The sequence below is a fragment of the Marinobacter sp. M3C genome (genome assembly GCF_023311895.1).
Lineage (GTDB): Bacteria > Pseudomonadota > Gammaproteobacteria > Pseudomonadales > Oleiphilaceae > Marinobacter.
Genome location: NZ_CP092285.1, coordinates 54,908 through 77,886 on the forward strand (window position 1 = coordinate 54,908; position 22,979 = coordinate 77,886).

17 protein-coding genes and 5 pseudogenes are annotated in these 22,979 nt (G+C 56.8%); 14 read left to right on the forward strand and 8 right to left on the reverse strand.

Translation table 11 applies throughout. The features are described from left to right. The first annotated feature begins 34 nt into the window (after positions 1 to 34). From MIH18_RS22705 to MIH18_RS22735, 7 genes and pseudogenes are all read left to right on the forward strand, one after another. Positions 35 to 1,620: pseudogene (locus MIH18_RS22705) on the forward strand (IS66 family transposase). Further along, on the forward strand, positions 1,610 to 1,876 hold the full coding sequence (locus MIH18_RS22710) for a hypothetical protein (RefSeq protein WP_249014784.1): 267 nt from the start codon (positions 1,610 to 1,612) through the stop codon (positions 1,874 to 1,876). The pseudogene MIH18_RS22705 and the gene MIH18_RS22710 overlap by 11 nt, the downstream one beginning before the upstream one ends. Positions 1,877 to 2,062: 186 nt before the next feature. Next, positions 2,063 to 2,560, forward strand: a complete 498-nt coding sequence (locus tag MIH18_RS22715) for an FCD domain-containing protein (RefSeq protein WP_249014785.1) — start codon at positions 2,063 to 2,065, stop codon at positions 2,558 to 2,560. 44 nt (positions 2,561 to 2,604) lie between these two features. Then, entirely contained in the window at positions 2,605 to 3,621 is a 1,017-nt protein-coding gene (locus tag MIH18_RS22720; RefSeq protein ID WP_249014786.1) for a TRAP transporter substrate-binding protein, read from the forward strand. 11 nt (positions 3,622 to 3,632) lie between these two features. Then, entirely contained in the window at positions 3,633 to 4,127 is a 495-nt protein-coding gene (locus tag MIH18_RS22725; protein WP_249014787.1) for a TRAP transporter small permease subunit, read from the forward strand. Beyond that, positions 4,127 to 5,422: a TRAP transporter large permease gene (locus MIH18_RS22730; RefSeq protein WP_249014788.1), complete on the forward strand. Its 1,296-nt coding sequence runs from the start codon at positions 4,127 to 4,129 to the stop codon at positions 5,420 to 5,422. The genes MIH18_RS22725 and MIH18_RS22730 overlap by 1 nt, the downstream gene beginning before the upstream one ends. A 10-nt stretch (positions 5,423 to 5,432) precedes the next feature. Next, complete coding sequence (locus MIH18_RS22735) at positions 5,433 to 6,599, forward strand: mandelate racemase/muconate lactonizing enzyme family protein (RefSeq protein ID WP_249014789.1); 1,167 nt, start codon at positions 5,433 to 5,435, stop codon at positions 6,597 to 6,599. A gap of 285 nt (positions 6,600 to 6,884) precedes the next feature. Here the strand turns inward: MIH18_RS22735 and MIH18_RS22740 are convergent. From MIH18_RS22740 to MIH18_RS22760, 5 genes and pseudogenes are all read right to left on the reverse strand, one after another. Next, positions 6,885 to 8,237: pseudogene (locus MIH18_RS22740) on the reverse strand (IS1182 family transposase). Positions 8,238 to 8,357: 120 nt separating this feature from the next. Continuing rightward, a complete protein-coding gene (locus tag MIH18_RS22745; protein WP_349293816.1) occupies positions 8,358 to 9,320 on the reverse strand; it encodes a tyrosine-type recombinase/integrase in 963 nt (320 codons plus the stop codon). After that, positions 9,220 to 9,834, reverse strand: a pseudogene (locus MIH18_RS22750) (acetyl-CoA C-acetyltransferase); the annotation flags it as partial. The pseudogene MIH18_RS22750 and the gene MIH18_RS22745, both read right to left, overlap by 101 nt. 53 nt (positions 9,835 to 9,887) lie before the next feature. Further along, positions 9,888 to 11,039 carry an acyl-CoA dehydrogenase family protein gene (locus MIH18_RS22755; RefSeq protein WP_249014790.1) on the reverse strand — a complete coding sequence of 384 codons (1,152 nt, stop codon included), beginning with the start codon at positions 11,037 to 11,039 and terminating at the stop codon, positions 9,888 to 9,890. A gap of 37 nt (positions 11,040 to 11,076) precedes the next feature. Next, the gene (locus MIH18_RS22760; RefSeq protein ID WP_249005462.1) at positions 11,077 to 11,838 is read right to left on the reverse strand and encodes an SDR family NAD(P)-dependent oxidoreductase; all 762 of its coding nucleotides are present in this window, start codon (positions 11,836 to 11,838) and stop codon (positions 11,077 to 11,079) included. 92 nt (positions 11,839 to 11,930) lie between these two features. On the opposite strand from MIH18_RS22760, the gene MIH18_RS22765 reads away from it, so the two are divergent. The 6 genes from MIH18_RS22765 (at position 11,931) to MIH18_RS22790 (ending at position 19,002) form a co-directional block, all read left to right on the forward strand. Next, complete coding sequence (locus MIH18_RS22765) at positions 11,931 to 12,344, forward strand: MerR family DNA-binding transcriptional regulator (RefSeq protein ID WP_249005463.1); 414 nt, start codon at positions 11,931 to 11,933, stop codon at positions 12,342 to 12,344. Positions 12,345 to 12,368: 24 nt separating this feature from the next. Next, positions 12,369 to 13,535: an isovaleryl-CoA dehydrogenase gene (locus MIH18_RS22770; protein ID WP_249014791.1), complete on the forward strand. Its 1,167-nt coding sequence runs from the start codon at positions 12,369 to 12,371 to the stop codon at positions 13,533 to 13,535. Positions 13,536 to 13,630: 95 nt separating this feature from the next. Further along, positions 13,631 to 15,238 (forward strand): carboxyl transferase domain-containing protein, encoded by a 1,608-nt coding sequence (locus tag MIH18_RS22775; RefSeq protein WP_249014792.1) that lies wholly within the window; start codon positions 13,631 to 13,633, stop codon positions 15,236 to 15,238. 13 nt (positions 15,239 to 15,251) lie between these two features. Further along, positions 15,252 to 16,097, forward strand: a complete 846-nt coding sequence (locus MIH18_RS22780) for an enoyl-CoA hydratase-related protein (RefSeq protein WP_249014793.1) — start codon at positions 15,252 to 15,254, stop codon at positions 16,095 to 16,097. Then, on the forward strand, positions 16,097 to 18,103 hold the full coding sequence (locus MIH18_RS22785; RefSeq protein ID WP_249014794.1) for an acetyl/propionyl/methylcrotonyl-CoA carboxylase subunit alpha: 2,007 nt from the start codon (positions 16,097 to 16,099) through the stop codon (positions 18,101 to 18,103). Before MIH18_RS22780 ends, MIH18_RS22785 begins: the two co-directional genes overlap by 1 nt. Then, complete coding sequence (locus MIH18_RS22790) at positions 18,103 to 19,002, forward strand: hydroxymethylglutaryl-CoA lyase (RefSeq protein ID WP_249014795.1); 900 nt, start codon at positions 18,103 to 18,105, stop codon at positions 19,000 to 19,002. Before MIH18_RS22785 ends, MIH18_RS22790 begins: the two co-directional genes overlap by 1 nt. Positions 19,003 to 19,171: 169 nt before the next feature. On the opposite strand, the pseudogene MIH18_RS22795 reads toward MIH18_RS22790, so the two are convergent. The 3 genes and pseudogenes from MIH18_RS22795 to MIH18_RS22800 form a co-directional block, all read right to left on the reverse strand. Next, positions 19,172 to 19,333: pseudogene (locus tag MIH18_RS22795) on the reverse strand (hypothetical protein); the annotation flags it as partial. A 292-nt stretch (positions 19,334 to 19,625) separates the two neighbouring features. After that, entirely contained in the window at positions 19,626 to 19,760 is a 135-nt protein-coding gene (locus MIH18_RS23990; protein WP_283164907.1) for a hypothetical protein, read from the reverse strand. Positions 19,761 to 19,840: 80 nt separating this feature from the next. Next, a protein-coding gene (locus tag MIH18_RS22800) for an IS3 family transposase (RefSeq protein ID WP_249014796.1) occupies positions 19,841 to 21,408 on the reverse strand; the annotation gives its coding sequence in 2 pieces (ribosomal slippage) (positions 19,841 to 20,920 and positions 20,923 to 21,408; 1,566 coding nt in all). Positions 21,409 to 21,495: 87 nt separating this feature from the next. On the opposite strand from MIH18_RS22800, the pseudogene MIH18_RS22810 reads away from it, so the two are divergent. Further along, positions 21,496 to 22,759, forward strand: a pseudogene (locus MIH18_RS22810) (IS66 family transposase); the annotation flags it as partial. Positions 22,760 to 22,979 lie beyond the last annotated feature (220 nt).

The window sequence follows — 22,979 nt, forward strand, 5'->3', positions numbered from 1 at the left end:
CCTTCCTCCTCGGCCCTGGCCGAGGAGGAAGGCAATGCTGCGGGAGCAGTTGAGCGCACAGTCTGACGCGATTCGTCAGCTGAAACACCAGCTGGACTGGTTCAAGAAGCAACTGTTCGGCCCCAAATCCGAGAAGCAGGTCTATGATATTCCAGAACAGGATAGCCTGTTCACCTCCGGTGAAGCACCACTGCCGGAGAAGCCTGCCGAGGAAGATAAGCGTACCGTTAAGGCCTATCAACGCGGCACCGGCAAGAAACAGCGGGACGACGATTGTCTGAACGACACCGGCCTGCGCTTTACGGCGGATGTGCCGGTGGAAGTCATTGAGCAGTTGCCACCCGAATTGACCGGACCGGAGGCCGATCAGTACGACATCATCGGCACCAAAACCACCTACCGCTTGGCCCAGCGGGCCTCCAGCTATGTGGTGCTCAAGCTGGAGCGCCCAGTGTTCCGTCGTAAGGGCACTGACCAAAAACCTGTGACGACGCCAGCTCCGTTCAACGTGCTGAACAACAGCCTGGCCGATGTCAGCCTGCTGGCCGGGCTGTTGGTGGACAAGTTCCAGTTCCATCTGCTGCTGTATCGCCAGCATCAGCGCATCCAACAGGCCGGTATCACCGTCAGCCGCAGCACCCTGACTAATCTGGTGAAGCGGGCCATCGACCTGCTTCGACCCATTGTGGATGCCCAGACCGACAACGTGCTGCGCAGCCGGGTGCTGGCCATGGACGAAACGCCGATCAAGGCCGGCCACCAGGGCCGGGCAGGCCCGCAAAAAGGCAAGATGAAATCCGGCTGGTTCTGGCCGCTGTACGGCGATGCCGATGAAGTGGTGTTTACCTACTCGAACAGTCGAGGCCGACTGCACATCGAGCAGGTTCTGAACGATCAGTTCAGTGGCACCCTGATCAGTGACGGTTATGCCGCCTATGCCCGCTATGCCGAGGCCCAAGAAGGCATTACCCACGCTCAATGCTGGGTGCATAGCCGAAGATATTTTATCGACGCCCAGAAGGATCATCCGGAGAAGGCCACCGAAGCCCTGCAACAGATCGCAAAGCTGTACAGCACCGAAGATGCCATCAAAGCCCTGGGACTGACTGGCGAGAAGAAGCGTCAGTACCGGCTGGACCACTCAAAGCCGGTGGTCAGCGACTTCTTCCAGTGGTGCCGGGATCAACTGGAACGCGGTGGTCTGTTGCCCAGCGAACCGCTGACCAAAGCTCTGAACTACGTGCTCAGCCGGGAAACGAGCCTGACGGTGTTCCTGGAGGATCCGGACGTACAACCAGACACCAACCACCTGGAACGGGCCTTGCGCCCCATTCCAATGGGGAGAAAAACTGGCTGTTCTGCTGGACCGAACTGGGGGCTGAACATGTTGGGATCATCCAGAGCCTGATCAGTACCTGCAAGCTGCATGGCATCCATCCATACACCTACCTGGTAGACGTGCTGCAACGCATCAGCCAACACCCGGCCCGCGAGGTGGCGGACCTGACACCGCGACTCTGGAAAACCCGGTTCGCCGACACGCCGTTACGCGCACTGATCGACCCACGCCACCCTGACCGCCAGAGCAAACAGCCGGAGGCCACCGTTCATGCGCATTGAAGACATGAGCATCGATCAGTTACTGGAACTGAATCAGTACATCTGCCAGCGCATTGATGAACTGCAAGAGCACGAAACCCTGCAAGCCTTGAGTCAGTTGCGGGTCGGCCTGAAAGTAACCTTCGAGGGCCGGGAAGGACCTGTGCTTGGGATCGTCACCAAGATCAACCGCAAAAGTGTGATCGTGCTCGGTGATGAAAGGAAACAGTACAAGGTCTCGCCGGGATTACTCAGGCCACTTCGTGACGTGAAGTAAGTCAACTACGTCGTGGAATGAACGGTTACCTCCCGAATGCTGTTTGCTGGAAGCAACCGGTCGAGTACCGCAACAACTAATTGGGACATAGCCAATTTTAAGGGGTCGTTCCAAGATTTTTTGCAACTCGGTTTCGTAGCTAAGCATGCCTAGCCTTGTGGTTTCCAGTATCGTAGCAGCGATATTATGCAATTTAACAGGACAGTCCCATTAAATTTTTTGTTTGTCTTTATAGTTGAGTTTTGGTTCATTAAGAAAGGTTTCAAAAAAACAATATCCAAGGGGTTGCCTATGTATAGGTTTGCCAGAGTAATAGATAATCTAGTAGTGGAGGCCGCAACACGGGCTGGCAATCCGAAGATAGTCCCTGCCCTAATTGAACACCTCGAAGCAGCAGACGCGGAGCCGTCAAAGACTCGCCTGGCACATGCGATCGACCTCACGTTTGAACAGATCATTGGAGACTTCTGCGGCAACGTCTATCTCGCCGCGCTCCAGCGCGAAGCGCATGGATATTTTCGCGCAGCTTGGGAAGGCGCGGGCCTCATGCCCCGCCCCGCAGATGAGCGCAGCCAACAACACTGGCACATCTTCGACGCGATACGCTTCGGTGACGCGGTGGAGGCACGGCACCGGATGGAGGAGCACTTCCGACTACAGGCGCTTGCGCCGACAGTAAACTGAGCGCCGCTTCGCAACGAACGACAAATACAATAACGGAGAAGATCATGACGACCAGCAACATTGGAATTCGTGCGACATCAAGGCGTCTGAGCCTGACAGCAGTGTCCGCAGCAGCCATACTCGCGGCTGGCGTAGTAGAGGCGCAAACCATCACGATGGCGACGATTCTGCACCAGAACGACGTCATGGTTCAGGCCATGGAGGAGTGGAACCGGCTTCTACAGGAACGCACTGAAGGAGAGATGGAACTCAATATCCTCGCGGGCGGCACGCTTGGCGGCACCAGGGAGCTGATCCAGCAACTTTCCTCCGGCGAAATCGATATCAATCTCAGCACGCCGGTCGTCCTTCAGTTTGCCGCGCCCGACTACCAGTGTCTAGAAGCGGAATACATCTACGAGAGCGAAGATCACGGATTCGCGGTCTGGCGCGGCGAAATAGGCGAACAGGCATCGGCCGCCATGAAAGAGTCCTACGGGATCGAGATCGCCGATGTCGGTCGTCGCGGGAGCCGCAATGTGACGGCGAACGTCGCCGTCGAAAAGCCCTCGGACATGCAGGGCCTGAAGATGCGCGTCACGAACGACCTGCGCGCGGAAGTGTTCTCTGCCTTCGGCGCGCAGCCCGCTCCCCTTGCACTCTCTGAAGTCTATGGCGCACTGCGCCAAGGCGTGTTCGACGCACAGGAAAACCCGCTCTCGACGATCTTCTCCTACCGTTTCCATGAAGTGCAGGACTACATCAGTCTCACTGAACACGTCTGGAGCTACACCATTGTCTTCGTGAACAGCGACTTCTATGAGGGTCTGGACGAGGAAAAGCGGCAAGTCTTCGACGAAACTCTCACCGAGGCAATGGCTTGGCTTTACGACGCCGTTGAGGAAGAGAATGCGGAAATCCGAGCTGCGATCGAGGAAAGCGGCGAGACTACTTTCGTGGAGCCCGACGTCGCTGCATTCCGAGAAGCAGCCCGCCCCGTTGTCGAGGCATATGCCGCCGACAACTGCCGCGCCGATCTTCTCGAAGATATCGACGCGGTCAACGTCAGCTCCACGAAATGAGAGGTGGCGTGATGGCCCGTTTTGTCCATCGGGTTGAGACGGTGTGGCTCTGCATAGCGGTGGCTCTACTCGTTACCATGCTGATGACCGTCTTCTGCCAGGTGGCATTTCGCTACCTGCTGGCATTCCCGTTGGCGTGGACGGAAGAGCTATCGCGCCTTGCGCTCGTCACTGCAGTGTATGCCGCGCTCCCCCCAGCCTATGTGCGCGGGGAGCATATCGTCGTGGATTTCTTCATCCGGCTGCTGCCGCGGAAGATCGCCTATGGCTATATCATCGTGCTGAAAGCGATCACCTTCCTCGTCATCTCCTACTTCTGCTATGGAGCCTATCTGCAAACCCAGGCGACGTGGAAAATGACCTTCATCTCCCTGCCGGTCCTGCCGATCGGGACGATGTACTTAGTGCAGAGTGTCTCGTTGGCTTTCTTCGCGTTGCTGGTGCTTCTGACCTGGCGCGACCCGGACGTCTACCTGCCGGTCGAACATAGCGGGATCGACGCCTAATGCCGCTCCTTCTCACCCTTTTCGTCGTCATCCTCATTCTTGCCGGGCTGATGATCGCGATTGCCGCCGGACTCGCTTCGATCATTGGAGGGTGGATCATTTTTGGTGATCCGTTCGGCGAGCTTGTCCCGAAGATGGTCGCGAGATTTGCGATCGATCGGATCGACAACTTCCTGCTACTTGCGATCCCCTTCTTCATCTTTGCGGGCCGGCTGATGAACAGTGGTGGCGTGACCGTGCGCCTGTTCGACTTCGTGGCCGCGCTTGCGCAGCCCTTTCGCGGAGGCCTCGGGCACGCCAACATCATGGCCAGCTTTATATTTGCCGGCATGTCCGGGTCGGCGACCGCCGATGTCGTGGGCCTCGGTGCGGTCGAGATGAAAGCGATGCGCTCAAATAAATACCCAGAGGATTTCTCGGCTGGTGTGACTGCCGCCTCGTCTCTGCTCGGCCCTTGTCTGCCACCGTCGATCGTGCTGATCGCTTATGCTGTTCAGGCCGAGCAATCGGTCGCGACATTGTTTCTCGCCGCAATCGTTCCCGGTATCCTGCTCGCCATGTGCTTCATGGCGTGGGTCGCGATTGAGGCCCGGAGGCGCAACCTGCCGCGCGGGTCGCTACCTCCAGCCAAAGAACTTGGCCGCAAGGCAGTACATGCATTCCTGCCGATGATGACCCCGGGGATCATACTCGCCGGTATCTATGGAGGGATTTTCACCCCGACAGAGGCTGCCGCGGTGGCGGTGCTCTACGCTCTCTTCCTAACCTTGGTCGTCTACCGGGAAATCGGCTGGCGGGAACTGATGGATGAGCTAAAGGGTACCGTTCTCGACACGGCGACCTTAATGTTCATCATCGCAATGACATCCGCCTTCGGCGTGATCATGCTGCGCCTTGGTCTACCGCAGGCCCTCGCGGAACTGGTCGTCAGCATATCCAACGCTCCGGTCGTCATTATGTTCCTGTTCTTCGGGATTTGGGCAGTCGTCGGCTGCTTCATGGCACAGACGCCGGCCATTATTATCTTGACTCCGATCCTGCTACCGATCGCAGAGCGAGTCGGAATCGACCTCGTCCATTTTGGCATCGTGATGGCCATGAGCCTGACGCTGGGGCTGCTGACGCCGCCAGTCGGCATGGTGCTCTACGCCCTTCAGAAGGTAGCGCACGTCCGCATCGGAACCCTATTTCGGGTGGCGATCCCCTACGTGCTAATCACGGCCACCTTTCTGTGCGTCCTGATCCTGGTGCCCGACCTCGTCACGTCCCTGCCTTACACATTCGGATTCAGATAGGAGACATCCCATGAAAGTACGCACCGCCCGGCCGCGCCGTGTCGGCCAGTTCCTCTTTGTCGAGATCACCACCGACAATGAGATCACAGGTTTCGGCGAAAGTGGCGCCTGGGGTCATCTTGAGGCCTCCGAGGCAGCCCTGGAAAAGTATTGCGAGTACCTGATCGGCCAGGACCCCCGCCGCATCGAGCGCCACTGGCAGATGATGCACCGCTTCGCGCACTTCAACGGCGCAGCAATTGGCGGCGCGATCTCGGCGATCGATATTGCGCTCTGGGACATCAAAGCCAAGTCCTATGATGTACCGCTTTACGAACTTCTCGGCGGCGCCGTGCGCGACAAGCTTCGGGTCTACGCGCATGTCTACGCAAAAACCGTCGACGAAGTGGCTGACTTCGCACACGAAAAGTCCAAGGAAGGTTTTACCGCAATCGGGCATCTCAACCCGTTCCTCGATGAGCCGGAAGACCAGCCATACTTTCTGGGCCACGCCGGTCTCGTAGAAATGGGGCTGAACACCGTGCGCCGCTGCCGGGAGGCCGTAGGTCCGAAGGTGGACCTCATGCTTGAGATGCATCGTCGACTGACCCCCGCCGAGGCGGTGACCTTTGCGCATGCCGTAGCCGAATATCGGCCGGGCTGGCTCGAGGACCCGATCCGACCCGAAAATATCGATGCGATGGCAGATGTCGCCGCCCGGTCGCCGGTGCCGATCGCGACAGGCGAACGATTTTTTAATATATACCAGTTCAAGATGGCAATCGAACGTCGTGCAATGTCGTTTGCCCGCGTCTCCGTGGGCCTTTGTGGCGGGATCACCGCAGGCCTCAAGATCGCTGCAATCGCCGAAGCAAACGATGTCCAGGTGGCGCCCCACAACCCGATCTCGCCGATCGGCGTGGCTGCATGTGCAGCGATCGGATTTTCGCGTGCGAATGTTCACATTCAGGAATACCCGACCGGCTATGACAACATGGTCTTCGAAAGCACGCCGGAGCTTTTGGGGCAATCGGTTATCGACGGCCGCCTGATCGTGGAGAAAGGCTTCATGCTCAGGGTTGATGACCGCCCCGGCCTCGGGGTCGAACTGAAGCCCGACGCGGAAGAAATCAGACCCCCTATGACGAAAAAAGTCACCATGCGGACTCATCTGGATGGCGGGCTGGTCGATCAGTAAAGTCGGCGGCTCAGTAAGCGGTGGAGGTCTCAGCATGCCAACCTCGTCGCAGACCCTTCTGTATCCGCTAGCAATAGAGGGGATACAGAAGAAGATTTGCCTAGCAGCCTGTCGGACTAACGCTCAACAGGCATAGTTTGAGGATAAAGTAAGGCGTATGGCTATCAGAACCCCATCAGTGGCGGGTTGCCGCAGTATGATTTCCGCCCACGAATGGCCTGCCACTCTTATAATCCCGCTCTGCCTTCGCGTTAACGCGGCATAAGGCGGCTCACGGGCTCTTTATCACACCATTCTCAGTACATTCATACGTTTCACATTCCACGCCAGCGTGGCGAGTGTCCATTCGCCGCTCACCTTGTCCAATCCTCGCATTGAGAACTGTCTGAAGCCCATCACGTGCTTGATGATGCCGAAAACCGGCTCCACCGTCTGTTTTCTCAGCCCGTACAGTGTTCGGCCTGCCTGGGTTTTCAGCCGATGCCCCATGAGCGCCAGTGGCTCATCCGTCTCAGGCACGGGGCTATCGGGTGCGAATCGTTCAAAAACGGATAAAGGGTGGTGATCACGCGCTACGGCCAGTAAGGGCTGGATATTTGCCTGCGTACAGAGCTCTACATTGTTAGCACTAAAATATCCCGTATCCCCCAACAGGTCGGTCACTTTACCCAGCTTATCAGGCAAAGCAGCCAGGCTATGCAGGGCCGGTTCTATTTGCTGTTTGTCATTTGCGGCCTGGGTTACATGCGTACTCATGACCCGCATCGTTTCCGTATCAACACTGGCCTGGGCGTTGTAGCACTGCTCGAAACCGCCACCGGACACCGGCATGATGCGCGATTCTTCATCGGTCAGATTGACCTGGTCTTTATCCTTCGGGCCGGGTTGTGGTGGTTTAGGCTCCGGGCCCTTAGGCTTTTTCCCAGCATCCCGCTGAGCCTGTCGTTTTTCTTGCTTACTCTGGTAGCCCACTTGCTCGCGTTCAACGCGTTCCTTGGCCCGCTCCTCGATTTTTAGTTTTGCGGCATCCAAAGCTTTCAGTCGAACCTCACGGCGGGCAATCTCAGCAGGCAGATCCATACCATCGATCACCGGTGTTTGGTCGGCCTCCTCAGCCTGCGCTGTCAGAGCTTTCACTTCGGCTTTGAGTTGCTGTTCGATCTTTTTTACATGGGCATAGGAACGTGCTTTGTGCTTGCTGGCGTTGGCTTTGATCTTGGTGCCATCCAACGCGATCCGGCCCAGCTTCACCCGCTTCATCTCGCGCGCCAACAACACCTGGACAAACAGGTCTTCAAGTTGGGGTAAGAATCGCCGCCGAAAAGTCGCAATGGTGTCGTGATCCGGGTGCGTGTTGGCCGCGATATAGCGAAAAGCAATGGAGTCATAGGAAGCGCGTTCAATCTTTCTGCTGGAAAACACACCGGTAGCGTAGCCGTAAATCAGCAGACCGAGCAGGACCGCCGGGTGGTGCGCCTTCGATCCTCGCCCTGCCTATTGACGGGTGAGTTCCGACAGATCGAGTCGATCAATAACCTCTACGACAAAACCTGCCAGATGGTCCTCAGTCAGCCAGTCTGATACTGAGGGTGGCAGCAGATAGTCAGTATCGCGATCAACAGTGACAAAACGGCTCATTATCGTTATCCGGTCGTTGCAAGGGCTGCGTGATTATCTCACAGGGGTTCGGTTAAGCCCGACAGACTGCTAGGCCCCGTTGTAGCGAGAGATAGTCTCGCAGCGCTGTCCGCAAGGTGCTCATTGAACACCTCCCGGCCACGGCAGCCCGAGTTTACGAAGAGCGTTGATGTCCACCTTGGCGTAAAGACGCGTCGTGTCGTGATTCTGGTGCCGAAGAACCTGGCCAATCTCCGTCAACGAAGCGCCTGCACCTAACAGCTGAGTTGCAAGGCTGTAGCGAAAAATGTGGGTACCTTTACGAGGCACATCTACTCCGGCCCGCTCCAGCGCAGAGACAGCGATCATCGAGATACTGCTCGATGATGTGAATCCTCGGTGTGGAGCGAGTGAACGGATGAATATCCGGCGATTGTCGGTAGTCCATCGTCCGTGTTGCAGGTAATCGGCCAGCGCAACGCCGACCTCGGACAAGAAGGGCATAACTGCGAGTTGACGGCCCTTGCCCCGTACAGTCAGGAGGCCCGAGTGCCAGTCGATGTCTTCCAGCGCCAGTGTGGCAACCTCGTTGGCCCTCAATCCGAGGCGTGCCAGCAAAAGTAGCACTGCATAGTCTCGTTTCCCAATCGCAGTTGTCCGGTCACAGCCATCGAGCACAAGCGGGATCTTGGGAGGTGGAAGATAGTCAGGCAGTGGTCCGAATCGCCAGCTCCGCACACTGGGAACAGCGGCGGCGAGATCGTCAACGATATACCCCCTGTACACCAAATAACGAGTGAATGCGCGCAGCGTCCAGCACATGGATCTTGCTGTTCGGGGGGAATGGTCATGAGCGTGGTCGGCTATAAAACGGACAATGGGCAGTTCGGCGTTGACGGTTTGTGACTCTTCGTTCATCGACTGCATTTCTTCTTTGGAAGTAGTTAGTTCCTCATTGGTCGACTGCAACTCTTCATTGGTTGATTGCAGTTCTTCATTAGCAGATTTCGGGCGCGAACCAGCCATTGTCGATAGCGGCGTTGGCACGGTTGAGGGACTCGATGGCAAAGTTGTCCATTTGCTCACGGGTGATCTTATAGTCATCCGCGCTCTTTTGTGCAAAAACGCCCATCAGACTGCCTTCGTAGGCGTCTTCCAGGCCGTCGAGGAACATGCTGTCCATTACCTGGCCATGGCCCATGCGCATTCCGCCGCGAGCCTTGGGTAGCAGATACGGCGCCTGGCTCATGTTTTCCATACCACCGGCAATCATAATATTGTTGGTACCGGCTTTGATCTGGTCGTGGGCGAGCATTACCGCTTGCATACCCGAGCCGCACATTTTATTGACGGTGGTGCAGCCAGAGCTGTCCGGTATGCCAGCGCCGCGGGAAGCCTGTCGCGCAGGTGCCTGGCCGAGGCCAGCCGGCAATACGCAACCCATGATGACTTCATCAATGTCAGCCGGTTTCAGGCCGGAACGCTCTATGGCGGCTTTTATCGCAACCGCGCCCAACTGCGGCGAAGGCACGCTGCTCAGCGAGCCCATCATGCCGCCCATGGGTGTACGGGCGGCGCCGGCTATTACTACGAAATTATCATTAGACGTGTCAGTCATCGTTGTTTGTCCCCGTTTTATTGAAAGGTTTGGTTGTTATTGGCTATCGTTAATCAGGCGCGGCCGAAAATTGAGCGTGCAATAATTTCCTTCATAATTTCCGACGTACCGCCATAAATGCGCTGCACGCGAGCATCCGCGAAAGCTCGTGAAATCGGATATTCACTGGTGTAACCATAACCGCCAAACAACTGCAGGCAACCATCGGTCACCCGACACTGCATTTCGGTTGCACTGTATTTGGCCATAGACGCAGTGGCGGCATCCAGAGTGCCGGCGACGTATTCGTTGATGCACTGATCTACAAAAGCCTTATTGATGCGGTATTCGGTTTCCATGCGGGCCATTTCAAAACGGGTGTTCTGCAGCTGAGCCAACTTCTGGCCGAACAGCACCCGCTCCTGACAGTAAGCAACGGTCAGGTCCAGAGCACCGCGGGCCGCTGCCACACCCAGCGCGCCAATCACCAGGCGTTCGCGGGGCAGTTCCTGCATCAAATAAGCAAAGCCTTTGCCGGCCTCGCCCAATAACGCCGACGCAGGCACCCGCATATCAGCAAAAAACAGCTCCGAGGTATCACCGGCATGCTGGCCAATCTTGTCCAGATTGCGACCAACGCCATAACCCTCCAGCGTGGTGTCCACCAGAAACAGGCTGACGCCCTTGGCACCGGCGGAGGGATCGGTTTTTGCCGCCACAATCACCATGTCTGCGTGCTGGCCATTGGTAATGAACGTTTTGGAGCCGTTCAGAATGTAGTCGTCGCCCTCTTTTACGGCACTGGTGCGCATGGCCTGCAAATCACTGCCGGCGCCGGGTTCGGTCATGGCGATGGCACCCACGGTTTCACCGGAAACCATTTTTGGTAGCCACTGCTGTTTTTGCTCGTCGTTGCCCAAGTGGCTCAGATAAGGCGCGACAATATCGGAGTGCACCATCACATTGGTGGACAGTGCACCAAAACCCAACCGTGCCAATTCCTCGCCCACCACCACCGAATACTGAAATGGCGCGCCGCAGCCGCCGCAGTCCTCGGGCACGTCTACGCAAAGCATGCCGGCGTCACCTAAAGTATTCCAAAGCTTGCGGGGGGCAATGCCGTCTTTTTCCCATTGCTCGTAGTGGGGTTTAATTTCTTTTTCCAGTGCCTTGATTACCGACTCACGGAATAACGTCAATTCTTCTTGATCGACAGTCGCAGTCATACAGACTCCTACTCATGATAAATTGCTGAAAGACCGTTTATCTCGGAGCCATACGCAAAGCGCTATCAAGACGGATGACTTCACCGTTCAACACCGGGTTACGCACCATCTGGTCCACCATCATGCCGAACTCCTCCGGCTTACCCAGGCGTTTCGGAAACACCAAGGTTGCCGCCAGGCTGTCTTGTACTTCCTGCGGCATGCCGGCAATCATCGGCGTCATAAACAGCCCAGGTGCAATGGTATTCACCCGAATACCCTCACGCGCCAGCTCACGGGCGGCCTGCAGCGTTAGGGCAACAACGCCGCCCTTAGACGCACTATAAGCAGCCTGACCAACCTGGCCTTCATAAGCCGCGATAGACGCAGTGTTGATAATAACGCCCCGTTCACCGTCGGCATTGGGCGCACGCTGAGCCATATCCGCCGCTGCCAACCGCAAAATATTAAAGGTCCCAATTAGGTTAACTTGCACCACCTTGCTGAAATTTTCCAACGGCAAAACGCCTTCGCGCCCTAAAATTTTGCCAGCGGTAGCCACGCCTGCACAGTTTACGACCACGCCGCAAAGCCCATGGGCCTCACGGGCTTTAGCAAATGCCGCTTCAGCACTTGCGGCGGAACTGACGTCGCACTCAACAAAGATTCCGCCCAACTCTTTTGCAACCGCTTCACCGCGTTCTTTCTGTAAATCAAAGATCGCTATTTTACAGCCGGCTGCCGCCAGCGCCCGCGCTGCACCCTCGCCAAGGCCAGATGCACCACCTGTTACAATAGCCGCTACGTTCTGAAATTCCATCGGATACTCCCGTCGCTGTGGATAACAATACAATCAAATTGCTTTACGTTTACGTAAACTTTAACTAACCTGACAAAAAAAGGAAATACTCAATGGTTCAAAAGAAAACCTACAGCATCAGCGAACTGGCTCAGGAGTTCGATGTAACAACCCGTAGCGTTCGCTTTTACGAAGATCAGGGCTTGCTAAAGCCCAGCCGTAGGGGCCAAACCCGCATCTTTAGCTCCAAAGACCGGGTGCGCCTGAAACTGATCCTGCGCGGTAAGCGCATGGGGCTGTCGCTGGCCGAGACCAAAGAGTTGTTTGACCTGTGGGATGAAACCACCAGCGGTAACGAAAAACAGCTGTTGCTGATGCTGCAAACCATCACTCGCCGCCGCCAGGCGCTGGCGCAGCAAAAAGAAGACATCGCCATTGTGGAAATGGAAATGGAAAACGCCGAGGCCCGCTGCCTCGAAGCATTAAGCGAACTGCAAATGAAAAAACAGACGGCAACACAGCGCTGACGCCCCAACAACACGGTGACCATCATGAAATCGCAATACTCGGAACTGAACTTCGGCCTTGGTGAAACCCTGGACATGCTGCGCGAACAAATCAACGGTTTCGCCACGCGCGAAATTGCACCGCGTGCGGCAGACATTGATCAGTCCAACGAATTCCCCATGGATTTGTGGAAAAAGTTTGGCGACATGGGCCTGCTCGGCATCACCGTCGACGAAGCCTACGGCGGTTCCGGCATGGGCTACCTGGCCCACGTAATTGCGATGGAAGAAATCAGCCGCGCCTCCGCATCGGTAGGCTTGTCTTACGGCGCTCACTCCAACTTGTGTGTGAACCAGATTCACAGCAACGGCACCGAAGAGCAGAAACAACACTATCTGCCCAAGCTGCTCAGCGGCGAACACATAGGCGCTTTGGCCATGTCAGAACCCAACGCCGGTTCCGACGTCATCTCCATGAAACTGAGCGCCAAAGACGCCGGTGACCACTACGTGCTGAACGGCAACAAAATGTGGATCACCAACGGCCCGGATGCCCACGTTTACGTGATTTACGCCAAAACTGACGTCAAAGCCGGTTCCAAAGGCATCACCGCCTTCATCGTAGAACGCGATGCACCTGGCTTCAGCCGCCACCAGAAACTCGACAAACTGGGCATGCGCGGCTCCAACACCTGCGAACTGGTGTTTCAAGATTGCAAAGTACCCAAAGAAAACATCCTTGGCCAACTCGGTGGCGGTGCCCGAGTGCTGATGAGCGGCCTCGACTACGAGCGCCTGGTACTTGCAGGTGGCCCGCTGGGCATTATGCAAGCCGCCATGGACGTGGTTGTGCCCTACATCCGCGAACGCAAACAGTTCGGCCAGGCCATCGGTGAATTCGAACTGGTACAAGGCAAAGTAGCTGACATGTATACCTACATGAACACCGCTAAGTCTTACGTCTACATGGTCGCCCAATCCGCCGACCGCGGTGAAACCACCCGCAAAGACGCCGCCGGTGCAATCCTCTACTCCGCCGAAATGGCCACAAAACTGGCCCTGGATGCGATCCAGCTGCTGGGCGGCAACGGCTACGTCAACGACTACCCCACCGGCCGCCTGCTGCGCGACGCCAAGCTGTACGAAATCGGCGCCGGCACCTCAGAAATCCGCCGCATGTTGATTGGACGAGAGCTGTTTCTGAACAAGTGAAACACCAGGGACAGATTTGAAATCTGTCCCTGCGGTGGAAGTTCGCCTGAGGCCAACGCCAAACACTCCAGGCCCGATGCACGGAAACCAAGGCTATGACAATACTCCAAAGCAAAATCAACTCCAGATCTGAAGAATTTCAGGCCAAACACCAATCCATGGCCGACGCCGTAGCCGACCTGCGGGAAAAAGTTGCCACCATCCAGCAAGGCGGCGGCCCCAGCTATCAGGAGCGCCACATCGCCCGTGGCAAACTGCTGCCCCGGGAGCGCATTAACCGCCTGCTGGACGACGGCTCGCCGTTCCTCGAAATCGGCCAGCTCGCCGCCTACAACGTTTACGAAGACAACATACCCGCCGCTGGCCTGATCGCCGGCATCGGCCGCGTTAGCGACACCGAATGCATGATCATCGCGAACGACGCCACCGTAAAAGGCGGCACTTACTACCCGCTCACCGTCAAAAAACACCTGCGGGCCCAGGAAATCGCCCTCGCCAACCGCCTGCCCTGCATTTACCTGGTAGACTCCGGCGGCGCCTACCTGCCGCGCCAGGATGAAGTGTTCCCCGATCGTGATCACTTCGGCCGCATCTTCTACAACCAGGCCCGCATGTCCGCCGAAGACATCCCCCAGATTGCTGTGGTGATGGGCCTGTGCACCGCCGGCGGCGCCTACGTACCGGCCATGGCCGACGAATCCATCATCGTGCGCAACCAGGGCACCATCTTCCTGGCCGGCCCGCCACTGGTGAAAGCCGCCACCGGTGAAGTGGTCAGTGCCGAAGATCTGGGCGGTGCCGACGTGCACTGCAAAGTGTCCGGTGTGGCCGACCACTACGCCGAAAACGACGCCCACGCCCTGGACATCGCGCGCCGCTGCGTGTCTAACCTGAACCGCCGTAAACCCGCAGACGTGCAAATTCGCAAACCCAAAGCGCCCCTGTTCGACGCTAGCGAAATTTACGGCATCGTCGGCACCGACCTGCGCAAACAGTTTGACGTGCGCGACGTTATCGCCCGCGTTGTAGACGGCTCGGAATTCGACGAATTCAAACGCTATTACGGTCAGACTCTGGTCACCGGCTTTGCCCATGTGCACGGCTATCCCGTAGGCATTATTGCCAACAACGGCATACTGTTCAGCGAATCCGCCCAAAAAGGCGCGCACTTCATAGAGCTTTGCTGCCAGCGCAATATTCCGCTGCTGTTCCTGCAAAATGTGACCGGCTTTATGGTGGGCCAGAAGCACGAAGCCGAAGGCATTGCCAAACACGGCGCCAAAATGGTGATGGCCGTCGCCTGCGCCAACGTGCCAAAAATTACCGTACTGATCGGCGGCAGCTTCGGCGCAGGAAACTACGGCATGTGCGGCCGCGCCTACAGCCCCGATTTCCTGTGGATGTGGCCTAACGCCCGCATTTCCGTAATGGGTGGCGAACAGGCTGCCGGTGTACTCGCACAGGTTCGCCGCGACGGCATGGAACGCAATGGCGAAACCTGGAGCGGCGAAGACGAAGCTGCCTTCAAACAACCCATTATTGACACCTACGAACACCAGGGCCACCCCTACTTCGCCAGTGCCCGCCTGTGGGACGACGGCGTGATAGACCCAGCCCAAACCCGCGAAGTAGTGGCCCTGAGTCTTTCGGCCACACTAAACCGCCCCGCCCAGCCAACACGCTTCGGCGTGTTCCGCATGTAACGGGGGAATGACCATGACCGAACCAAATTCTGTCCCAAACTCGGCCCCTGACTCTGCCCAAAATATGGCCGTTGTGATCAACACCCGCAGCCCCGGCGTGACCGAGGTGGTGTTGAACCGCCCCGAAAAACGCAACGCCTTTGACGACGTGATCATCGGCCAGCTGATTGCCGCGTTCCAACAGATCGGGCAAGACAGCGGCACTAACGTGGTGGTACTGCGTTCCGAAGGCAAACACTTTTCCGCCGGAGCCGATCTGGGCTGGATGCGGCGCATGGCCGACAACAGCCAGCAGGAAAACCTGAACGATTCACGCCAGCTCGCGCGCCTGATGTCGGTGCTGAACAGCCTGCCACAGCCCGTGATCGGACTGGTTCAGGGTGCCGCTTTTGGCGGTGCCGTGGGCCTGGCAGCCTGCTGCGATATCGTGATTGCGACCGAACAAAGTAAGTTCTGCTTAAGCGAGGTGAAGCTGGGGCTGATTCCAGCCGTGATCAGCCCTTACGTGGTGCGCGCCATAGGTGAGCGCCAAGCGCGGCGCTATTTTTTGACGGCGGAAGTATTCGATGCCTATCAGGCCTGCGAGTTCGGGCTGGTGCACATCGTTGCGACAGACAACGACGACCTGCAAACCCGCTGCGACCAAATGCTGCGGCAGCTTGCTGGCAATGGCCCCCAGGCCATGGGCGCCGCCAAAGCGCTCATTTTTGCCGTCAGCCAACAACCGCTAAGTGCAGATGTGATTGAAGACACGGCCCGGCGCATTGCCGATATCCGCGTGGGACAAGAAGGCCAGGAAGGCCTTGCCGCTTTCCTTGAAAAACGTGCCGCCAGCTGGGTTCCGGAGGACCAACACTGATGTTTACAAAAATACTGATCGCCAACCGCGGCGAAATCGCCTGCCGGATCATAGAAACCGCACACGCCATGGGTATTCGCTGTGTGGCTGTCTATTCCGATGCCGACGCCAACGCCCGCCACGTGGCCATGGCCGACGAGGCCTTTCGCATTGGCCCCGCCGCCAGCTCTGAAAGCTATTTGCGCGGTGATATCATTATTGAGGTCGCGCTGAAAAGCGGCGCCCAGGCCATTCACCCCGGCTACGGATTTCTGTCCGAAAACACCGGTTTTGCCGAGTCCTGCGAGGCTAATAATCTGGTGTTTATTGGCCCGCCCTCCTCGGCCATCGCCGCCATGGGTTCCAAATCCGCCGCCAAGGAGATTATGGGCAAAGCCGGCGTGCCGTTAGTGCCCGGCTACCACGGTGCCGACCAGGCACTGGCAACCCTGCGCGCCGAAGCCGAAAAGTGTGGTTTTCCGCTGCTGTTAAAGGCCGTTGCCGGCGGCGGTGGCAAAGGCATGCGAGTAGTGGAGCACATAGGCGAGTTTGATGAAGCCCTGGCCGCCGCCCAGCGTGAATCTAAAAACGCGTTCGGCAACCCGGATATGCTGATCGAGCGCTATCTGACCCAGCCCCGCCACGTGGAAATCCAGGTGTTTTGCGACCAGCACGGCAACGGCGTGTACCTGGCCGAGCGCGACTGCTCGGTACAACGGCGCCACCAGAAAGTGCTGGAAGAAGCTCCCGCACCCGGTCTGAGTGATGAAACCCGCAAGGCCATGGGTGAAGCCGCTGTAACCGCCGCCAAAGCCATACATTACGTTGGCGCCGGCACCGTCGAATTCCTCTACGACGTAGACGGCTCGTTCTTCTTTATGGAAATGAACACCCGGCTGCAAGTAGAGCACCCGGTCACCGAAATGGTCACCGGCCAGGATCTGGTGGAGTGGCAATTGAAAGTGGCCTGGGGCGACCTGCTGCCACTGGCTCAGGACGACGTAAAAACCCGTGGCCACGCCCTGGAAGCGCGGATTTACGCCGAAGACCCGGACCAGGACTTTCTACCCGCCACCGGCACCCTGCGCTATTTGACCACGCCCGATGAAAACGCACACGTACGGGTAGACACCGGCGTGACCGAAGGCGACGAAATCAGCATTCATTACGACCCGATGATTGCCAAACTGATTGTGTGGGATGAAACCCGGGAACAGGCCATCAACCGCATGGTGCAGGCGCTGGAGAGCTACCGCATCGCAGGGGTGAAAACCAACATCCGCTTTTTACACGCTCTGGCCGACGCCCAGCCCTTCCGCGAGGCCAAGCTAACCACCGGGTTCATCGACGACCACCACGATTTGCTGTTCCCGAAATCACGGCTAGACACTCAAAAAGCCCTGGTACTGGCCGCTGGCTTCGTACTGGAGCAGCGTAAAGCCGGTGAAGTGAACGCCCAGGATCCCTGGTCGCCGTTTGGCCGCCAGAACAGCTGGCGCATGAACTCGGAATACGCTCAACCCTTGCAGTTCAAAGTGGGCGACGACGTCCACGAACTGAAGGTGTTGGAGCAAGACGACGGCTATCAGGTGACGGTAAACGGCAGCCTTTACAACCTGACTGCGCGGCTCGACGACGATCACCTGCAAGCGGTGGTTAACGGCCACCGTCTGAGCGTGCACGGCAACCTGCATAACGATCAACTGGTCTTGTTCCATCAAGGGCAGACTTTCCCGTGTGTGGTCTATCGTGAAACCTACGGCTTTGAAGAAATGGCCAGCGAAGGCAGCTTGGCCGCACCCATGAACGGCGCAGTAGTGGCGATTCAGGCGAAAGTAGGCGATAAAGTAGTCAGCGGCCAAACTCTGGTGATTATGGAAGCCATGAAAATGGAGCACGCCATTAAGGCGCCAGCCGATGGCGTAGTCACCGACATTTTTTACGCCGAGGGTGACCAGGTGGCGGAAGGCGCAGAATTGATCGCAGTGCAAGTAGAGACTGAAAGCGAGCAACAGGAGGCAGGCTAATGGCCTTTCCCAAGCGTGTAAGACTGGTAGAAATGAGCCCCCGCGATGGCTTGCAGAACGAGCCCGGCCCGGTGATTCCTACCGCAGTAAAAGCTCGGCTGATCAAGCGTTTGGTAGAGTGCGGGCTTACCCATGTGGAAGCCGCCAGCTTTGTATCACCACGCTGGGTGCCGCAAATGGCCGACGCCAGCGATGTGATGGCACTGATCGAGCGCAAACCCGGTGTGTGCTATTCGGCGCTGACGCCCAACCTGCGTGGCTTTGAAGGCGCTCTGGCCGCGGGTGCCAGCGAAGTGGCGGTATTTGGCGCGGCTTCAGAATCGTTCAGCCAGAAAAACATTAACTGCTCCATCACCGAAAGCCTTGAGCGCTTTGCTCCGGTCATGGAAGCCGCAAAGCACAACGGCATTCCGGTGCGTGGTTACGTGTCCACCGTGCTGGGCTGCCCTTACGAAGGCGAGATTGCCCCGGCCAAAGTGGCCGAAGTGGCCAAAGCCCTGTTTGACATGGGCTGCCATGAAATTTCACTCGGCGACACCATTGGCACCGGCACCCCGGCCAAGGCCAAGCGTATGCTCGAAGCCGTTGCCCGTCATGTGCCGGTTGAACACCTGGCGGCACACTTTCACGACACCTACGGCCAGGCCCTGGCCAATCTGTACGCGGTATTGGAGGAAGGCGTGGCGGTGATAGATGCGTCCGTTGCCGGCCTGGGTGGCTGCCCCTACGCCAAAGGTGCGTCTGGCAATGTGGCCACCGAAGACGTGCTGTACATGCTGGACGGACTGGGCATTGAAACCGGCGTCGATTTGCACCAGTTGGTGGCGACAGGAAACTGGATCAGCCATCGTCTGAAGCGCCGCAACGGCTCCAAGGTCGGACTGGCTCTTCAACCCTAATCCCGATTTCTTATAAAAGAATAAAGATCAGCTAAAAGTGCTGCCACTCCAAATATCTAATTAACCCATCAAGCACCAAACTTAGTTAACCACTACAAAGTCCACTAAGAAATAGGTGGACACTATCCTGACGGCTGCGGCACGGGGCTCAAGATGGATTTACCGGACGCTCACTCTCAACTTCCAGCTCTGCTTCATCAAACAGTTGAATCTGGTGTGCGGGCTTTTCACTGCTAGCACCAAACTGCTGAATTCGCTTCAAACGCAGCAGTTCTTTGAAAATCTGGATGTAGTGATCGCGCTGTTGAATTTCACCGCTTTTGGCCGTCAGTTCCTGCTGAAGACCTTATACAACCGACAGCAATGCAGCAGCTGAAAGGCCGCTGATACCGAGTGCTTTTGAAGGTGTTCCAGTAAGTCTTCAGTCGGGGCCAGTAAACAAATTGATGGTAAACCAGTGGCTGTTGCTTGCAGTAAGCGCTGCCGGGCGCGTCGGAGGCCTGCCAGTCAGTGATATGCTGCTGCCAGACATGCGCTCGTTCGGTTGGGGTCATGCTGATTCCTTTTGGAATGGGTGAGGAAGTCAGTGTGTGCAATCGGCGAGCCGGAATGTAGGTGCTGATTTATTGGCGCTTACGATCGATTCGCTGGCAGGTGAATGCTTTCAGTTCCAGCAACTGGCCGATGGTCATGTCTCTAATGCGCATGATTTTCAGGCGCCGGCTGCCTCGATTGTTTGTCGGTATGCGTTTGTCCACCAAGGATCTCAGCGGCTTGTCCGCAAACCTTGTAGTGGCATACTCGGTGATTTGCAACCCAGTTGTCCAAATAGCTGCACTTAAGCAGCCTGTTTATTGCGCTCAATTTCCTGCAATTTTCCAGGGTTGAGCGATACGGCTCCGGCGACTTTCCAGTTTCGAATGTCACCAGACCAACGCCTGGGATTCAGACTCTTTGCTCGTTCATACACCGCTTCACGTTTGGCTAGCAACTCTGCATCAACACCTTGGTGTCGTTGTGCGGGCGTCACGAAGTTGATGCCGCTGTGCAAGTGCTCCTCGTTGTAGGCCTGCTCGAACAACAGCATCCATTCACGCACCGCTATCAGTGATCTAAAGCCTTTGGCGGGCCACTTCGGGCAGTACTTCAGCGTTTTGAACAACGACTCTGAGTGCGGGTTATCGTTGCTCACTCTGGGTCGGCTGTGAGACATCAACATACCCAATTCTGCCAGCCGCGCTTTCAGTGTGTAGGACGTCATCGGCGCGCCATTATCGGAGTGCAGCACCGGTGGGTTTTGCCAACATCTCTCGCGCAACAGAGCTCGATCTATGAGCTTTTTGGCAAGCTCGCCGGACTCTGCTCCGTGGATTTCCCAAGCCACGATTTTGCGGCTGTAGATGTCCATGATCAGATACAGATACCAGTGCTGACCGCGCACCTCTGAGGGGCAATAACTGATGTCCCAGCTCCACACCTGGTTCGGGCCAGTGGCCGTAAAGCTAGTGGGCTCAGGGACTTTGCGCGGTGGTTTCATGCGGCCCCGATGATTCAATTGCGGGTGCTTTTTGAGCACTCGGTAAAACGAAGACTCCGACGCCAGATAAAGCCCTTTATCCGCCAGTCGAGGTACGATCTGGGACGGTGGCAAGCTCTGATACTCCCGTTCATTGCACGTGTCCAGAATGGCCGCTTCTTCAGCGTGAGTGAGCTGGTGTGGCTGCACAACGCGCTCCGCTTGCGGGCGCTGGTCCTCTGCCACAGTGCCGTTAGCGCGTCGCCAGCGTTTCAACGTGCGCTGGCTCAGCTCCATCAAGTCGGCCGCCTTGTATCGGGCTGCGCCACTGGCGACAGCTTCGTCATAGTCGTTTAAAAGCCTTGTACGCTCGGCCAGCGGTGTTAGCTGTCCTCGCTGTCCGGGTCCTCGCCGTACAAGGCTTCGAGCTTTTTTGACAGCACCAACAAAGAAGTTGTTTCCGCCAGAACCCGGTCTTTACGGCGAACTTCCGCCCTCAGCTTTTTGATGGTTTTACGGGCATCGCGCTGCTGTTTCTGAGCGGTTTTCTCTTGCCCTTCTTGCAGGCCCGTACCGTGTAGGCAGGCCTCTTTCCAGCGCTGCACCTGCTCGGGATACAGGCCTTTCTGGCGGCAATACGCACCCAGTTCCGCTTCAGACATAGACGCCGTTTCGATCACGACGGCCAACTTGGCATCAGGAGACCCATCGTCTCCAGCATTACGATAACCCGGCACAGGCACTCCTTGTTGTCGACACTGTTTTAACCAACTATACAGAGTCACATCCGATATGCCTTCCTCTGCCGCCACCTGCACCACACTGCGGTTCTGCGGAGGTAATAACTTCTTCAACACGGCCGCTTTACGTTCCTCGGAATAACGTGGCATGACTGCTCTCATACCGCCCAATCTGACATGAATTTAGGCAAAATCGCCAACTGGACAACTAGGCTGGCAGAGGGGGTACTGTTCGGCATGTCACAACGTTCCGATCTTAACCAACTCTTTAACGAACAACTCCACGCCCCAGCGGCAGATCTGTTTGATCGCATGGAGAACAAAGATCGGGCTCTGATTCACCGTGATGCGGTCATCGAAAAGCTGACCCACAAAGTGGCGATTCTTAAGCGCCATAAATACGCCTAACGCAGCGAACAGCTGGATGCAGTTCAAGGTAACTTTTTGGATTAACTGATCGACGTCAACCTTGGCGCCATCGAAGCCAGACTGGCCCAGATAACAGTCGATGAAGCATCGACCCCACCAAAAAAACAGCCCAAGTGGGCTCCGCTGCCGCTAGAATTGCCCCGCACCCTGATCCGGGCTCCGGTCATTAATAAAGGCATCCCCACCGCTGGACTGCTTACCCAAGTGCTAGTGGCCAAGTACTCGGATCATTTACCACTGTATCGTCAAGAACGCATCTTCGATCGCGCCGGCCTCACCATCCCGCGCTCCACGCTGGCTGCCTGGGTGGGAACCTGCGGCGTGCAGTTACAGCCCGTGGTGGATGCGCTGAGAAACGTCCTCTTACAACATACCGTGTTACACGCTGACGAAACACCGGTCAGCATGCTGGCCCCGGGCAAGAAGAAAACCCACCGGGCTTACGTCTGGGCTTACTGCACGACACCGTTCTCAGATCTCAGCGAGGTGATTTACGAGTTCGCTCCAAACCGCGCCGGCGAGCACGCGCGTAGCTTCCTGGGCGACTGGCAAGGCAAATTGGTCTCCGACGATTACTCAGGTTATAAAGCGGGCTTCGGCAACGGCATCACCGAAATCGGTTGCATGGCTCATGCCCGGCGCATGTTCTACGACTTGCACCAGGCCGGCCAACAAGAGCGAACTGGCGGCACAAGCTCTCGAATACATCGGCCAACTGTAGATGATTGAGCGAGAAGCCAAAGACCTGCCGCCGGATAAACGACAACCCATCAGAAGTGAAAAAGCTCGGCCCATTGCTGATGCTCTGCATCAATGGATGTTGGCTAACCGACAGAAAGTGTCGGATGGCTCCGGCACGGCCAGAGCCCTCGATTACAGCCTTAAACGCTGGAAAGCGCTGACGCGCTATCTCGATGATGGGACGGTGCCCATCGATAATAACTGGGTGGAAAACCAGATACGCCCGTGGGCGTTGGGACGTTCGAATTGGCCGTTCGCAGGTTCACTCAGAAGTGGCCAGCGCGCTTCTTCGTGACGTGAAGGAGATCAACTACGCCATGGAATGAATGCTTAAGCATGGAGACGCCTCACGAGGTTATTATGAGATGAACGTGTTCAGTCGTAAAGCTGGGGTATAAGTGCTGAATTATGTACGCTCACTGCTTTTCCAGAGTAGCTATCCTGTGGCGACCAATAAAGCTTCAAAATAATGATTTTTATACATAAAATCTAAACATTCCAAATTTGTGAACCCAGCCTTCCACATTCTAAAATTCTATAGTTGCTGTTAA